Origin of the sequence: Streptomyces sp. NPDC093221, from assembly GCF_044753885.1 — a bacterium.
Classification (GTDB): Bacteria; Actinomycetota; Actinomycetes; order Streptomycetales; family Streptomycetaceae; genus Actinacidiphila.
The window spans coordinates 743,580-756,866 of the sequence record NZ_JBIVOA010000003.1 but is presented as its reverse complement, the minus strand read 5'-3'; the positions used below and the strand labels follow the sequence as shown (position 1 = coordinate 756,866).

At 72.6% G+C, this 13,287-nt stretch carries 14 protein-coding genes and 1 tRNA gene; 9 read left to right on the top strand and 6 right to left on the bottom strand.

Features of this window, described 5'->3' with window-relative positions; genetic code table 11:
- Positions 1 to 61: 61 nt before the first annotated feature.
- On the bottom strand, positions 62 to 643 hold the full coding sequence (locus ACIQCJ_RS15165) for a TetR family transcriptional regulator (protein ID WP_391163718.1): 582 nt from the start codon (positions 641 to 643) through the stop codon (positions 62 to 64).
- Between the two features lie 98 nt (positions 644 to 741).
- On the opposite strand from ACIQCJ_RS15165, the gene ACIQCJ_RS15160 reads away from it, so the two are divergent.
- Positions 742 to 1,464 carry a Clp protease N-terminal domain-containing protein gene (locus ACIQCJ_RS15160; protein WP_402711587.1) on the top strand — a complete coding sequence of 241 codons (723 nt, stop codon included), beginning with the start codon at positions 742 to 744 and terminating at the stop codon, positions 1,462 to 1,464.
- Between the two features lie 55 nt (positions 1,465 to 1,519).
- On the opposite strand, the gene ACIQCJ_RS15155 is transcribed toward ACIQCJ_RS15160, so the two are convergent.
- A complete protein-coding gene (locus ACIQCJ_RS15155; RefSeq protein ID WP_401719374.1) occupies positions 1,520 to 2,251 on the bottom strand; it encodes a class I SAM-dependent methyltransferase in 732 nt (243 codons plus the stop codon).
- 464 nt (positions 2,252 to 2,715) lie between these two features.
- On the opposite strand from ACIQCJ_RS15155, the gene ACIQCJ_RS15150 reads away from it, so the two are divergent.
- Entirely contained in the window at positions 2,716 to 3,441 is a 726-nt protein-coding gene (locus ACIQCJ_RS15150) for an SLATT domain-containing protein (RefSeq protein ID WP_355339343.1), read from the top strand.
- A gap of 55 nt (positions 3,442 to 3,496) precedes the next feature.
- Here ACIQCJ_RS15150 and ACIQCJ_RS15145 read toward each other — a convergent pair whose 3' ends face one another.
- On the bottom strand, positions 3,497 to 5,323 hold the full coding sequence (locus ACIQCJ_RS15145; protein ID WP_401311415.1) for an AMP-dependent synthetase/ligase: 1,827 nt from the start codon (positions 5,321 to 5,323) through the stop codon (positions 3,497 to 3,499).
- 255 nt (positions 5,324 to 5,578) lie between these two features.
- Positions 5,579 to 6,448 carry a LysR substrate-binding domain-containing protein gene (locus ACIQCJ_RS15140; RefSeq protein ID WP_401719365.1) on the bottom strand — a complete coding sequence of 290 codons (870 nt, stop codon included), beginning with the start codon at positions 6,446 to 6,448 and terminating at the stop codon, positions 5,579 to 5,581.
- 238 nt (positions 6,449 to 6,686) lie between these two features.
- Between ACIQCJ_RS15140 and ACIQCJ_RS15135 the strand changes: the two genes are divergently transcribed.
- Both ACIQCJ_RS15135 and ACIQCJ_RS15130 read left to right on the top strand, forming a co-directional pair.
- Entirely contained in the window at positions 6,687 to 7,742 is a 1,056-nt protein-coding gene (locus tag ACIQCJ_RS15135; RefSeq protein WP_402711745.1) for a bile acid:sodium symporter family protein, read from the top strand.
- On the top strand, positions 7,657 to 8,190 hold the full coding sequence (locus tag ACIQCJ_RS15130) for a DinB family protein (RefSeq protein ID WP_401719362.1): 534 nt from the start codon (positions 7,657 to 7,659) through the stop codon (positions 8,188 to 8,190). Before ACIQCJ_RS15135 ends, ACIQCJ_RS15130 begins: the two co-directional genes overlap by 86 nt.
- Positions 8,191 to 8,247: 57 nt before the next feature.
- Here ACIQCJ_RS15130 and fdhD read toward each other — a convergent pair whose 3' ends face one another.
- Positions 8,248 to 9,093 (bottom strand): formate dehydrogenase accessory sulfurtransferase FdhD, encoded by an 846-nt coding sequence (fdhD, locus tag ACIQCJ_RS15125; protein WP_355339355.1) that lies wholly within the window; start codon positions 9,091 to 9,093, stop codon positions 8,248 to 8,250.
- Between the two features lie 77 nt (positions 9,094 to 9,170).
- Between fdhD and ACIQCJ_RS15120 the strand changes: the two genes are divergently transcribed.
- From ACIQCJ_RS15120 to ACIQCJ_RS15100, 5 genes are all read left to right on the top strand, one after another.
- Positions 9,171 to 9,524: a chorismate mutase gene (locus ACIQCJ_RS15120; RefSeq protein ID WP_391119403.1), complete on the top strand. Its 354-nt coding sequence runs from the start codon at positions 9,171 to 9,173 to the stop codon at positions 9,522 to 9,524.
- Between the two features lie 122 nt (positions 9,525 to 9,646).
- Positions 9,647 to 10,312, top strand: coding sequence for an NAD(P)H-binding protein (locus ACIQCJ_RS15115; protein WP_355339358.1), 666 nt, complete (start codon positions 9,647 to 9,649; stop codon positions 10,310 to 10,312).
- Positions 10,313 to 10,462: 150 nt separating this feature from the next.
- A tRNA-Leu gene (locus ACIQCJ_RS15110) sits at positions 10,463 to 10,547 on the top strand.
- Positions 10,548 to 10,683: 136 nt separating this feature from the next.
- Complete coding sequence (locus tag ACIQCJ_RS15105; RefSeq protein WP_402711586.1) at positions 10,684 to 11,697, top strand: DUF5954 family protein; 1,014 nt, start codon at positions 10,684 to 10,686, stop codon at positions 11,695 to 11,697.
- A 212-nt stretch (positions 11,698 to 11,909) separates the two neighbouring features.
- Positions 11,910 to 12,641, top strand: a complete 732-nt coding sequence (locus ACIQCJ_RS15100) for a DUF4232 domain-containing protein (protein WP_402711585.1) — start codon at positions 11,910 to 11,912, stop codon at positions 12,639 to 12,641.
- A 27-nt stretch (positions 12,642 to 12,668) separates the two neighbouring features.
- On the opposite strand, the gene ACIQCJ_RS15095 is transcribed toward ACIQCJ_RS15100, so the two are convergent.
- Positions 12,669 to 13,247, bottom strand: coding sequence for a TetR family transcriptional regulator (locus ACIQCJ_RS15095; RefSeq protein WP_391163728.1), 579 nt, complete (start codon positions 13,245 to 13,247; stop codon positions 12,669 to 12,671).
- Positions 13,248 to 13,287 lie beyond the last annotated feature (40 nt).

The following is a 13,287-nucleotide window of genomic DNA, read 5'->3' as shown; positions in this document are numbered from 1 at the left end:
CCTTGGGTGCCTACGGGAATGAGAACGATCGGTCGCGAAAAGGGGGCTCGGACCCGTCCGGTCAGTCGAGCAGGGCCAGCGCCTGCGCCGCGGCGTCGCGCGGGCGTTCCGGGTCGCCGCCGGCCTTGCCGACCACGCGGATCCCCTGGAGCAGCACCAGGAGCATGCGGGCCAGCGCCCGCGGGTCCCGCCCGGCGGGCAGCTCGCCCTGGGCGCGGGCCCGCAGCAGCGCCGAGGTCAGCCCGGCCTCCAGCAGGTCCCAGCTCGCCTCCACGCGGCGGGCCGCGGCCCGGTCGTGCGGGGCCAGTTCCACCGCGGTGTTGGTCATGAAGCAGCCGCGCCGCAGTTCGTCGCGCGCGGACTCCTCGGCGAAGCGGGTCACCACCGCCCGTACCCCCGGCAGCGCGGGCCCCGGCTGTGACAACTCCTCCAGCAGCCGCGGGTCGCACAGCTCGCCGTAGCGGCGCAGCGCCAGCAGATACAGCTCGTGCTTGCTGCCGAAGGTGGCGTAGACGCTCGCCCGCGCGATGCCCAGCGCCTCGACGAGGTCGGCCATCGACGTGGCCTCGTAACCGCGCCGCCAGAACAGCTCAAGTGCCGCCTGGAGCGCCGTGTCCGGGTCGAATTCCTTGCTCCTCGCCATGCCGATGACCCTAGGGTCATTGAGAACGATCGGTCAAGAAAGAGCCAATCGTCAACTAAAGGTTGACGACCGAGGAATCGTCAACCTAACGTTGACGCATGACCCAACACCCGGTACGACTCGACGACCTCATCGACTACGTCAAGGAACAGCACCCCGGCAGCGAACCGCTCGAAGACCTCCAGCACGCGGTGGCCGTCGCCACCCACGTCGGCGAGATCGCCGACCACCTCATCGGCCACTTCGTGGACCAGGCCCGCAGGGCGGGCGCCTCCTGGACCGACATCGGCCAGCACATGGGGGTGAGCAAGCAGGCCGCGCAGAAGCGGTTCGTGCCCAAGGTCCCCGAGGACCTGGAGTATCTGAGCGTGGAGGCGGGCTTCAACCGCTTCACCGCGCGCGCCCGCAAGACCGTCGCCGCCGGACAGGAGGAGGCCCGCGGCGCCAGGCACGGCGCCGTGGCACCCGAGCACCTGGTCCTCGGCCTGCTGGACGAGCCCCACGGCCTCGCCGCCCTGTGCTTCGGCGCCCTCGGCGTCAACGCGGAAGCCGTCCGCGCCGCCGTTTCCACCCCCGGCACCGAGGAAGAGCCCCTCAAGGGCAACCTCCCGGTCAGCCCCGCCGCCAAGAAGACCCTCCACCTGGCGCTGCGCGAGGCCCTGCGGCTCGGCCACAACTACATCGGCACCGAACACATCCTGCTCGGCGTCCTCAGCGACGACCAGGAACCCGCCGCCAGAGCGCTCGCCGGCCTCGGCGTCACGCACGAGGCGGCGGAGGCGTGGACCCTCGCGAGCCTGGCCGACCTCGCCAAGGAGTGACCGGCACGGCCGCCCGGCGCCGGCCGGCCCTCCCAGGCCGGTCCGGCGTCGCCCCTCAGCTCTCCTTGCGCAGCGCCAGCAGCCGGTACACCGGGTCGGGGCGCGGCACCTGCTGGCCGGGAAGCAGCGCCAGCCGCCGCACCAGCGCGCCGGCCTGCTCGTCGTCCAGCGCCAGCGCCGACGCGTAGTAGCCGCGCTCCAGATCCCCGGCGGTCCGCTCGGGGGAGCGGCCCTGCCCGTGGCCGGTGAAGCGCGCCTCGCCCGCCCTGCGCAGCCCGTGCTCCGAGGCGACGGCCAGGATCCGCGGGGCCGCGTCGTACGCCTTCCGCACCCGGTACGGCGCCAGCAGTTCGTCCACGTCGCTGTTCATGTCGTGGCCCGAGTCCTTGTCGACCGTCGTCACGAACACCCCGCCGGGCCGCAGTACGCGGGCGCACTCGGCGACCACCGCGGGCGCGTCCGGCAGCAGGTGCAGCAGCCACACCGCGCTCACCGCGTCCAAGGACGCGTCGGAGAAGGGCAGCCGATGGCAGTTGCCCAGCACCACCGAGGCGCCGAGGCGCTCGGCGGCCACCTGGGCCATGCCCTCGGAGGAGTCGACGCCGAACACCCGCAGTCCCGGCCGGTCGAGCAGCCCGGTGACCAGACCCGTACCGCAGCCGATGTCCAGCAGTGTGCCCGCGCGTTCGGGCACCAGGGCGAGGATCGCGCGGGCCGCTGACCGGGCCCGCGGCACACCCCCGCGCGTGGCGTCGTAACGCGCCGCCTCCACGTCGTAGTCCAGCATGTGCGAAATGCTAGAGGCCCCAGGTGAACAGGGGTTCACCCGGGACCTTGCGCGCCGGTTACGTGGTGAGGCCAGTGTTACGTCTGGCCGAAGGGTCCGGATCCGGCCCGAGGCGGGTGCCGTTGTCCGGATTCACCGGTTCCGCGCGGCCGGGCCCGACCGGCCCGAGCGCGGCGCGCTCCAGCGCACCGCAGGTGCCGCCGACCGCCCGTCCCCCGCACGGCGCGGACGGGCGAGGCGGGAACCGGACACCGCGATGGCTCGCGCACGCCCTTCGGCCCCACGTCCCGTCAGCGCGCCGCACGTTTCCGTATACGCGTCACACGGCGCCCCTCGGGCTCGGTGGGGGCCCTGCGGGGCTTGTGGGTGCGGAATCCCACGGCTCGGCGGTGAACCCGCCCTGAGAAACGGCGCGTTACCGCGACCGGACGTGACGGCGGCGCGGCAGCCGATAACCTCGCCGGATGACTGAGCTGGACGGCGGCGGTACGCCGACGGGCGCGTCCGGGACCGGGCGGCGGCAACGGCAGGCCCGCGATCTGGGCGGCAGGCCCTTCCCGGACATCGCGGTCGACGGACCGGACGGGCAGCGCGAGGCGCTGGCGCGGCTGCGCGCCTGGGCCGAGCAGGAGGCGCAGGACGCCATCGACTGGTACCAGCGCGACAAGCGGCGCAAGCGCACCGCCTCCCGCACGCTCCAGGCGCTGGCCATCGCCCTCGCGGTGGCCGGTACGGCCGTGCCGCTGGCCACCGCGGCGAGCGGCGGCTCCGGGCAGGGCTGGGGATACGTCCTGCTCGCCCTCGCCGCGGGCTGCAAGGGATTCGACCACTTCTTCGGGCTGTCGGCGGGCTGGATGCGGGACATCACCGTCGCCCACGCGCTGCGCGGCGAGCTGAACGCCGTACGCCTCGAATGGGCCGCCGACGTGCTGCGGGCCGGGCCGGGAGGAGCCGCCGCCCGTACCTCGGGACCGCTCGAACCGGCCGAGGTCGAGCGCCAGTTGGCCCTCATCGCCCGGCTCGTCACGACGGTGCGCGGCCACGTCGAGTCCGAGACCGTCGACTGGCGTACGGACCTGAGCGCGCGCATCCGGCAGCTCAACGAGGCGGACGGCGGCCTGTCAGGCGCTGCGGTACCGGCCGCACCAGGCGGCCCGGCCGCATCCGGCGACCGGCAGCCCCTGGCGTAGGGCCAGCCCCTGACGTGGGCTCCCTGACGCAGGCCCGGCGGGCCGGGCTCCCGCCTCAGCCCCGGTAGAGCGCCTCGATCTCCCGCGCGTACGCGTTCTCTATCGCCCGCCGCTTCAGCTTCAGCGACGGCGTCAAGGTGCCGCGCTCCTCCGAGAACGGCGCCGCCAGGATGCGGAAGGTGCGGATCGACTCGGACTGCGAGACAAGGGTGTTCGCGGCGACCACGGCCCGCCGGATCTCCGCCTCCAGGTCCGGGTCGTGCACCAGCTCGGTGGCGGGCAGATTCGGCTTGCCGCGCATCCGCAGCCAGTGCTCGACGGCCTCCCGGTCGTAGGTGATCAGCGCGGCGACGAAGGGCCGGTTGTTGCCCACGGCCACGCACTGCGCGACCAGCGGGTGCGCCCGCACCCGCTCCTCCAGCGCGACCGGCGACACGCTCTTGCCGCCGCTGGTCACCAGGATCTCCTTCTTGCGGCCGGTGATCGTCAGATAACCGTCCTCGTCGAGCGCGCCCAGGTCCCCGGTGGCGAGCCAGCCGTCCCGCAGCACTTCCTCGGTGGCCTTGGCGTTGTTGAGGTAGCCGTGGAAGACCTGGCCGCCGCTCAGCCAGATCTCGCCGTCGTCGGCGATGGCCACGGTGGTGCCGGGCACCGGCTGGCCGACGGTGCCGAAACGCGTCTGCTCCGGCGGGTTCGCGGTCGCGGCGGCCGTCGTCTCGGTCAGGCCGTAGCCCTCGTAGATCGTGACGCCCGCGCCGGAGAAGAACAGGCCGAGCCGCCGGTCCATCGCCGAGCCGCCCGAGATACCGTGCCGCACCCGGCCGCCGAGCGCGTCGCGGACCTTGCTGTAGACCAGCTTCTCGTAGAGCTGGTGCTGCATCCGCAGACCCGTACTCGGACCTGGCCCGGTGCCGAAGGCCCGCGCCTCCACCGCCTCCGCGTACCGCACCGCGACATCGACCGCCTTCTCGAACGGCCCGAGCCTGCCGCCCGCCTCCGCCTTGCGGCGCGCGCCCTGGTAGACCTTCTCGAAGACGTACGGCACGGCCAGGACGAACGTCGGCCGGAAGGCGGCGAGGCTCGGGATGAGTTCGGCGGCCGTCATGCTCGGCTGGTGGCCGAGGCGGATCCGGTGCCGTACCGCGGCGACCTCCACCATGCGGCCGAAGACGTGCGCCAGCGGCAGGAAGAGCAGTGTGGACGGCTCCTCGCCCGGCTTGCTCCGGAAGACCGGCTCCCAGCGGGCCACCACGTTCTCGGTCTCCGCCATGAAGTTGGCGTGCGTGAGGACACAGCCCTTGGGACGCCCGGTGGTGCCCGAGGTGTAGATGACGGTGGCGACGGCGTCGGGTGTGACGGCGAGGCGGTGCCGCTCCACGACGTCGTCGCCGATCTGCCGCCCGGCCTCGGACAGTTCGGTCACGCAGTCGGAGTCGAGCTGCCACAGCCGGGTCAGCGCGGGCAGTTCGTCCACGGCCGCGCCGATCGTCATGGCGTGGTCCTCGTGCTCCACGACCGCCGCCACCGCGCCCGAGTCGTGCAGCATCCACCGCACCTGCTCGGAGGAGGAGGTCGGATAGACCGGTACGGACTGGGCGCCGATCGCCCACAGCGCGAAGTCGAACAGCGTCCACTCGTACCGGGTACGGGACATGATCGCGACCCGGTCGCCGAACCGTACGCCCTCGGCCAGCAGCCCCTTGGCCACCGCGAGCACCTGGTCGCGGAATTCGCTCGTCGTCACGTCCTGCCAGACGCCGTCCTCGTCCGCGCGGCCGAACACCACCTTGTCGGGGGCCTGCCGTGCGTTGCCGAACACGGCATCCGCCAAACCTCCGGCCTGTGGCGTCGTGGCCATGGGGGGGACGGTGAACTCGCGCAACGGGTGCTCTCCTCATACCGCACAGTGCGGGGCCCGTAAGCTATCCGATCCGCCGCACGGGCGGGAGGGCCGTGGCAGACCCGTGTTATCGGACATCTGTGCTGGTGGCGGGCGTATGACCGCGTCTCACAAGGGAGTCGTGCCCACGCGGCCGTTTCCGATGCTTCCGCCGCCGTACTTTTATCTCCACCAAATCTGCGCCGACCGGTCACTGGCGCTCCACTGTCCCAGGGGCCCCGTGCGCCCCGCGCCTGGTCAGGACAGCGGCTTGTGCAGCCGGTCGCCGCCCGCGAGGATCGCCGCGGCCAGCGCGTCGGCCGCGTCCTGGGCGCGGGCCTGCCGCCGCCCGTGCAGCAGGACGAAGTCCACCGCGCCCAGTTCCGGCAGCCCGGACCGGGCGGGCAGCCGTACCAGCCCGGCGGGCACCAGGCCCTGCGCGTGCGCCATCACGCCGAGGCCCGCGCGGGCCGCCGCGACCAGACCGCTGAGCGAGGCGCTGGTGCACGCCACCCGCCAGGGCCGCCCGTCGCGCTCCAGTACCTCCAGCGCGCGGGCGCGGGTGATGCCGGGCGGAGGGAAGGCGATCAGCGGCACCGGACGGTCCGGGTCCAGGCGCAGCCGCTCGCCGCCGATCCACACCAGCTTGTCGCGCCACACGAGCCGTCCGGGGCCGTTCGGCCCCTGCCGCTTGGCCAGGCACAGGTCGAGCCGTCCCGCGTCGAGCCACTGGTGGAGGGTGCCGGACAGTTCGACGGTCAGCTCCAGGTCGACCTCGGGGTGCTCGCGCCTGAATCCCTCCAGGATCTCCGGCAGCCGGGTCAGCACGAAGTCCTCCGAGACGCCGAAGCGCAGCCGTCCGCGCAGCCGGGTGCCGGTGAAGAAACCGGCCGCGCGCTCGTTCGCCTCCAGGATCGTCCGGGCGAAGCCGAGCATCGCCTCGCCGTCCTCGGTCAGCTCCACGCCGTGGGTGTCGCGGGCGAAGAGCCGGCAGCCCGCCGCCTCCTCCAGGCGACGCACATGCTGGCTCACCGTGGACTGCCGCAGCCCCAGCCGCTGCGCGGCCTGCGTGAAGCTCAGCGTCTGCGCCACGGCGAGGAAGGTCCGCAGCTGCACGGGATCGAACATGCCCGCCAGTCTAGTCCGGCTATCGCGTTCCGTGATGACAGTGAGTACGGCAACCGGGCTTCCCGATCGCCGACGCCCCGACGATGCTGGAGCGGTGCCATCAGATACCGCGCCGCAGGACCCGCCAGACACCGCGCCGCAGGCCGCCGTGACGGACTCCGCGCCGCAGGCCGTGACAGATACCGCGCCGCGGCCCGCCGCGACGGACACCGCGCCGCGGGCCCCGAAGCGGTCGGGGCTGCTCAGGCGGCTGCCCGTCGACCCGTACATCGCGGCCCTGCTCGCCACCGTCGCCTTCGCCGCGCTGCTGCCCGCGACCGGGACCGCCGCGCACACCGCGAACCACGCCAGCAACGGCGCGGTCGCGCTGCTCTTCTTCCTCTACGGCGCCCGGCTGTCCACCGGCGAGGCGCTGACCGGGCTGCGCCACTGGCGGCTGCACCTCACCGTGCTCGCCGCCACCTTCGTCGCCTTCCCGCTGCTGGGCCTGGCCGCCCGCGGCCTGGTCCCGTACGTCCTGGCGCCGCAGCTCTACCCCGGCTTCCTCTTCCTGTGCCTGCTGCCGTCCACCATCCAGTCCTCGATCGCGTTCACCTCGATCGCCCGCGGCAACGTCGCCGCCGCCATCTGCGCCGGGTCCTTCTCCAGCCTCGCCGGGATCGTCCTCACCCCGCTGCTGGCCGCGGCCCTCATCGGCGGCGACTCCGGCGTCGACGCGCACGCGCTGCTCGACATCTCCCTCCAACTGCTCGCGCCCTTCGTCGCCGGGCAGGTGCTGCGCCGCTGGATCAACGGCTTCCTCATCCGGCACCGCAAGGTGCTCGGCTACGTCGACCGCGGGTCGATCCTGCTGGTCGTCTACACCGCCTTCAGCGCGGGCATGGCCGAGGGCATCTGGCACAAGGTCCCGGTGCCGCGGCTGGCGGAACTGCTCGTCCTGGAGGCGGTGCTGCTCGCCCTGATGCTCGGTCTCACCTCCTTCGGCGCGCGCCGCCTCGGCTTCGACCGGGCCGACCGGATCACCATCGTCTTCGCCGGGTCCAAGAAGAGCCTGGCGTCCGGACTGCCCATGGCCACCGTGCTGTTCGGGTCCGGCGCCGGGCTCGCCGTACTGCCGCTGATGCTCTTCCACCAGATGCAGCTCATGGTCTGCGCGGTGATCGCGAAACGCTGGGCACGCCGGCCCGACCCGGAGGTAGCGTGGCGCGATGACCAGGACGACGACGCCACGCGACCAGCCGGACCCGCCGCCGCTCCGCGGCGACCTGCGCCCGCCGGGGCTGAACGCGGATGAGCCGACGACGCTGCTGAGCTTCCTCGACTATCTGCGGGAGGCCGTCGTCGCCAAGGCGGAAGGCGTGCCGGACGAGGTCGCGAAGGCGCCGGGCGTCACCTCGGGCACCAGCCTCCTCGGCCTGGTCAAGCACCTCACGGCCGTCGAGTTCAACTGGTTCGTCTGGGCCTACGAGGGCGCCGACCTCCCGCTGCGGGACGACGAGATCCCGCCGTCCGACGACGAGAGCGGCGCCGAACTGATCGCCGCCTACCGCGCCGCCGCCCTGCGCAGCAACGAGACCGTCGCCGCCTGCGCCGACCTCGAACGCCCCGGCGCCCGCTCCCTGCGCGAGACCCCGCCGCCGTCCCTGCGCTGGGTGCTGGTCCACATGATCGAGGAGACGGCGCGGCACGCGGGCCATGCCGACATCATCCGCGAGCGGTACGACGGGGACGTCGGCCGCTGACGGCCCTGTTCAGCGGATCACCCGATGAGCCGGTGACCCGATGACCCGATTACTCGGTCACCCGGTGTGCTCCGCCGCGAGCGCGATACGGGACTCGCCCGCGTACACGTTCATGGAGTTGCCGCGCAGGAAGCCGACGAGGGTGAGACCGGACTCCGCGGCCAGATCGACGGCGAGCGAGGAGGGGGCGGAGACGGCGGCCAGTACGGGGATGCCCGCCATCACGGCCTTCTGCGCCAGTTCGAACGAGGCGCGGCCCGAGACCATGAGGATGTGTCCCGCCAGCGGCAGCCGGCCCTCGCGCAGCGCCCGGCCGACCAGCTTGTCCACCGCATTGTGCCGCCCCACGTCCTCCCGCGCGTCCAGCAGCTCGCCGTGCTCGTCGAAGAGGGCGGCGGCGTGCAGCCCACCGGTGCGGTCGAAGACGGCCTGCGCGGCGCGCAGCCGGTCGGGCAGCGAGGACAGCAGCGCCGGGGTGAGCCTGGGGGAGTCCGGATCGGTGATCGGCAGCCGCGTCGCCGTACGCACCGCGTCCAGGCTGGCCTTGCCGCACAGCCCGCACGACGACGTCGTATAAACGTTCCGCTCCAGCGAGATGTCCGGAAGCGGGACACCGGGCGCGAGCTGGACGTCCACGACGTTGTACGTGTTCACGCCGTCCGCGGTGGCGCCCGCGCAGTACACCACCGACCTGACGTCGTCGGCCGCGGCGAGCACGCCCTCGCTGACCAGGAAGCCGGTGGCCAGCGCGAAGTCGTCGCCGGGTGTGCGCATCGTGATGGCGAGCGGCTTGCCGTTCAGCCGGATCTCCAGCGGCTCCTCGGCCACCAGCGTGTCCGCGCGGTGCCCCGCCACGCCGTCCCTGATCCGCAGTACGCGGCGCCGCTCGGTGACCCGTCCCATGCCTCAAGAGTGACATAGGTAGGGTGATCGGGAACTCGCCGCCGAGCACCACGGACCGACCAGGATGGCAGACCGAGATGAGCGACCAGCCGACCGCCGAGCACTCACTGGTGAGCGACGAGGAGGCGTTGGAAAGACTCCGCGCCCTGCGCGGCAGCATCGACAACCTGGACGCGGCGCTGGTGCACCTGCTCGCCGAGCGCTTCAAGTGCACCCAGCAGGTCGGTGAGCTGAAGGCCGCACACCACCTCCCGGCCGCCGACCCGGCCCGCGAGGCCGACCAGATCGCCCGGCTGCGCCGCCTCGCGGAGGACGCCAAGCTCGATCCCGCCTTCGCCGAGAAGTTCCTCAACTTCATCATCGACGAGGTCGTACGGCACCACCGTGCCATCGCCGCCCGTCCGAAGCAGGCCCCGAACAACGGTTCCTGACCGGCCCCGTGAACGGCCGCTCCTGACCGTGCGTCAAGTGCCCGGCGCCCGCACCCCGAAACCCGGTGGTGGGGCGCCGCGTTGAACCTGGCACAGCACACGCACACACAGGGAGCCACCACATGAAGCTCACGATCTTCGCGGCGACCGGGGGGATCGGCCGGCTCCTGGTCGATCAGGCGGTCGACGCGGGACACGACGTGACGGCCGTCGTCCGCAATCCGGCGCGACTCACCAGGGACGTCCACTCCGTCACCGCCGACCTCACCCACCCCGACGCCGACGCGCTGCGCGGCGCGGTCGAGGGCGCCGACGGCGTCCTGTCCGCGTTCGGCCCCAGCTCACGGGCCCAGACCGGCATCACCTCGGTCGGCACCCGCGCCATCGTCGAGGCCATGCAGGCCACCGGCGCCCGCCGGATCGTCGTCGTCAGCGCCGCGCCGGTCTCCACCACCCCGTCGCCCGGCCGTCCGAACCCGCCCAAGCACGACCCGGGCGAGGGCCCCCTCATGCGCTATGTCGGCGCCCCCATGGGCAAGCTCTTCCTGGGCAAGCACTTCGCCGACCTCGCCCTCATGGAGGACATCCTCCGCGACAGCGGCCTCGACTGGACCTCCGTCCGTCCGCCCCGCCTCACCGACAAGCCGCTCTCCACCACCTACCGCACCGCCGTCGACCAGAACCTCCGGGGCGGCGCCCTCGCCTCCCGCGCCGACGTCGCCCACTTCATGCTCCACGCCCTCTCCGACCCCGCCACCGTCAAGCAGGCCATCGGCATCGCCACCTGAGCCCCCACCCGCCCCCACCTGCTCCGCAGCGTCCGTCCGGGCCCCGCACCCGGCCGGACCGCCCGCCGCAATCCCAGGTGAGAAGCACTCCGAATCCTTGGTATCGTTGACCCCGTCACCACGACCCGGCGGGTCGCGGTGCCACACCCCGTCCGGGTGGCGGAATGGCAGACGCGCTAGCTTGAGGTGCTAGTGCCCTTTATCGGGCGTGGGGGTTCAAGTCCCCCCTCGGACACCCATGGTTTTCCTGACAAGGCCGCCTTCGGGCGGCCTTTTTCAGCCCCCTGCTGACAACGATGTCGCGTACGTGTGGTGTGCGGTATCAGGCAATTCGCTGACAGCCGCCGCTCGGGTGTGGGGACAATGGCTCCATGAGCGGGGACGAACCCACAGCGTCAGAGAACCTGATCATGAACGTCCAACTAGGCGGCCACCCCGTCGAATTGGCCGCCGAGGCAGACCGCAGAGACGCCGCGCAGCGGTACGGGCACTACATCGTCCGCGGCCCGCTCTTCGCCCTGGCGGCGTGCGCACCGGGCGACGTCGGATGGCGGTTGCTGACCCCCATGACGGACGGCTTCCCCCAGGCGTCGCGCGACGCCCTCAACTCCCGCCTCTGGTTCCGGGCCAAGGAGGACACCGACGACCCGGCGCTGCGCCGGGAGCTGCTGTCGGCGGTCGACCGCCTGGAGTCGGAACCCCTCGACGAGCTGACCGTGGCCGGGACCCGCTACCGGGTCGTCCGCGGCGACGAGTTCTTCTACACCCACGACGGCAAGGTCGAGCCGCCGCGCCCCACCGACCCCGATCCCGCGGTCCTGGACTGGGACGACCGCGCCGCGGACCCCGAGCTGGACGGCGACGTCGTCATCGACCACGCCGCCGCGACCGGGGTGATGGCGAGCGCCGAACGCCTCGCGCTGCGCGACCTGCACTACCGCAGCCTCCGCTACCCCGCCGACGTACGGGCCGACTCGCGCTCCGCGCTGCGGACGCATCCGGGAGTCGTCCTGCTCCCGGCGGCGTTCCGGGTGGTCGAGCGGACGGACGTCGGCTGGGAACCGGCCATCAACATCCTGGCCACCCCGCACGCCGCCCGCCGGGCCCTGGCCGACGCGCTGACCACCATGTGGCCCCGGATGTACGAGCTGGACGCGGACGAGGAAGCCGACTACGCCCGCGCCGCCGAGGAGTTCCGCGCCGCCGGCCGGGCGAACGAACTCGAGGTCGGCGGCCGGCATTTCTCCGTGGCCCGCGTCGCGCGGCTGATCCGGGTCGGCGCCGACGGCCCCGAGCCGCCCCGCCCCTCCGACGTCGACCCGTACGGCCCGTCGAAGATCCACCCCACGATGGACGAGCACGGGAACATCACCTACGACGAGTGACCACCGGCCCGGTGCGGCGACGTGCCCACCGGGCCGCCGGGGATTCGTGTGACGGATGCGACGACCGCATTCCGTCTGTCTTGATCATGCTTCTCGCGTGTCACGGGGGCGTCCCGGTGGGATTCCCCGCGCAACCGCCGCCCCTGCCGGGTGCCTCCATCAGCGCAGAAGGTCCGCGACGGGCGGGCCGGCACCCGACTTACGGAGTAGCAATGCGCAGCAGCAAGAGGCTCTCGGTTCTCGCCCTCGTCGTCGTGGCCGCCGGAATGTCGCTCACGGCCTGTGGCCCCGACGACTCCAGCGCCTCCGGTACGACGGCGTCGCCCAGTGCCCCCGGCGCCACGTCGTCGCCCAGTGCCGCGCCCGGCCAGGACAGCTCCTCCGGTGGTTCCGGTAACGGCTCCAGCAGCGGTTCCGACAGCGGCTCGAGCGGCGGTTCCGGCGGTACGACCGGAGGCTCCGGGTCGTCGAACGGCGGCTCCTCGAACAGCGGCTCCTCGAACGGCGGCTCCTCGAACGGCGGGTCGGCGGCCGGCGCCATGTGCAAGACCTCGAACCTGGCCATCTCGGCCGAGCACGGCATCTCGGGCGAGGGCATGGAGCTGATCCACTTCAAGAACACCGGCTCCGGCTCCTGCACGATGCACGGCTTCGCGGGCATCGACCTGAAGAGCGGCACGGACACCGTGAACGTCGCCCGCCGCCCCGGCAGCGAGGTGCCCACCGTCACGCTGGCTCCCGGCGAGCGCACCGAAGCCGTCCTGTACTACCCGTTCAACAACAGCGGCGGCAGCGGCTACACCTTCACCACGATGACCGTCACGCCGCCCAACGAGACCCACTCCACGAGCGTCGGCGCGACCATCAACATCCCGCTCGACAACCCCGACGAGAACGTCCAGACCGCTCAGATCCACATGAACGCGGTCGGCGCGGGCAAGTGACCGCATGCTGTCTATTCTGTCTCCGGTTCAGCCCAGCGACGCGCTCGCCGCGCGCAGCTCATCGAGGGCCGTGACGAGGTGCCCGCCCAGGTCGTCCCCGGCGTCGCGGTCGCCCTCGGACCAGACCGCGTAACCCCGCTTGAAGGCGAGGAGGCCGAGTTCGCCCGCGAGAGCGGCGGTCGGACCGGGAATCCCGCGCGCCGCCAGGGCGCTGGTCATCGCGTTGGCGAGGCTGACGCTCTTGAGCGCGTCACGTTCCTGGAGCTCGGCGCTGGCGGCGACGGCCGCCTTGAGGCGGGGGGCGAAGTCGCGGTTCATGGGGCCCATCGCGGTCGAGGCGCGCGCGAGACCGGCGGCGACCGCCTCCAGCGGGCTGGCGTCCGCGGGCGCCTCGGCGATTCCCTCGGCCAGCAGCCGGCTCAGCGTCTCCTGCCCCGCGACCAGCAGCTCGCGCTTGTCGGGGAAGTGCCGGAAGAAGGTGCTCTTGGTGACCCCGGCACGCTCGGCGATCTGCGTGACGGTCGTGGCGTCGTACCCCTGCTCGGTGAACAGGTCGACGGCGGCCACGACGAGGCGTTCGCGCGCCCCTGGTTCCCACCGGCTCATGAGGTCATCCTATCTGACGGGACTCTTGTCCCATCAGTCT

What these genes read in the sequence shown, in the direction of transcription:
- ACIQCJ_RS15160 (WP_402711587.1), top strand. Translation starts at nt 742, where the DNA reads ATGACCCAACACCCGGTACGACTCGACGACCTCATCGACTACGTCAAG.
- ACIQCJ_RS15130 (WP_401719362.1), top strand. Translation starts at nt 7,657, where the DNA reads ATGACCAGGACGACGACGCCACGCGACCAGCCGGACCCGCCGCCGCTC.
- ACIQCJ_RS15105 (WP_402711586.1), top strand. Translation starts at nt 10,684, where the DNA reads ATGAGCGGGGACGAACCCACAGCGTCAGAGAACCTGATCATGAACGTC.
- fdhD (WP_355339355.1), bottom strand. Translation starts at nt 9,093, where the DNA reads ATGGGACGGGTCACCGAGCGGCGCCGCGTACTGCGGATCAGGGACGGC.
- ACIQCJ_RS15095 (WP_391163728.1), bottom strand. Translation starts at nt 13,247, where the DNA reads ATGAGCCGGTGGGAACCAGGGGCGCGCGAACGCCTCGTCGTGGCCGCC.
- ACIQCJ_RS15165 (WP_391163718.1), bottom strand. Translation starts at nt 643, where the DNA reads ATGGCGAGGAGCAAGGAATTCGACCCGGACACGGCGCTCCAGGCGGCA.
- ACIQCJ_RS15100 (WP_402711585.1), top strand. Translation starts at nt 11,910, where the DNA reads ATGCGCAGCAGCAAGAGGCTCTCGGTTCTCGCCCTCGTCGTCGTGGCC.
- ACIQCJ_RS15120 (WP_391119403.1), top strand. Translation starts at nt 9,171, where the DNA reads ATGAGCGACCAGCCGACCGCCGAGCACTCACTGGTGAGCGACGAGGAG.
- ACIQCJ_RS15140 (WP_401719365.1), bottom strand. Translation starts at nt 6,448, where the DNA reads ATGTTCGATCCCGTGCAGCTGCGGACCTTCCTCGCCGTGGCGCAGACG.
- ACIQCJ_RS15150 (WP_355339343.1), top strand. Translation starts at nt 2,716, where the DNA reads ATGACTGAGCTGGACGGCGGCGGTACGCCGACGGGCGCGTCCGGGACC.
- ACIQCJ_RS15155 (WP_401719374.1), bottom strand. Translation starts at nt 2,251, where the DNA reads ATGCTGGACTACGACGTGGAGGCGGCGCGTTACGACGCCACGCGCGGG.
- ACIQCJ_RS15115 (WP_355339358.1), top strand. Translation starts at nt 9,647, where the DNA reads ATGAAGCTCACGATCTTCGCGGCGACCGGGGGGATCGGCCGGCTCCTG.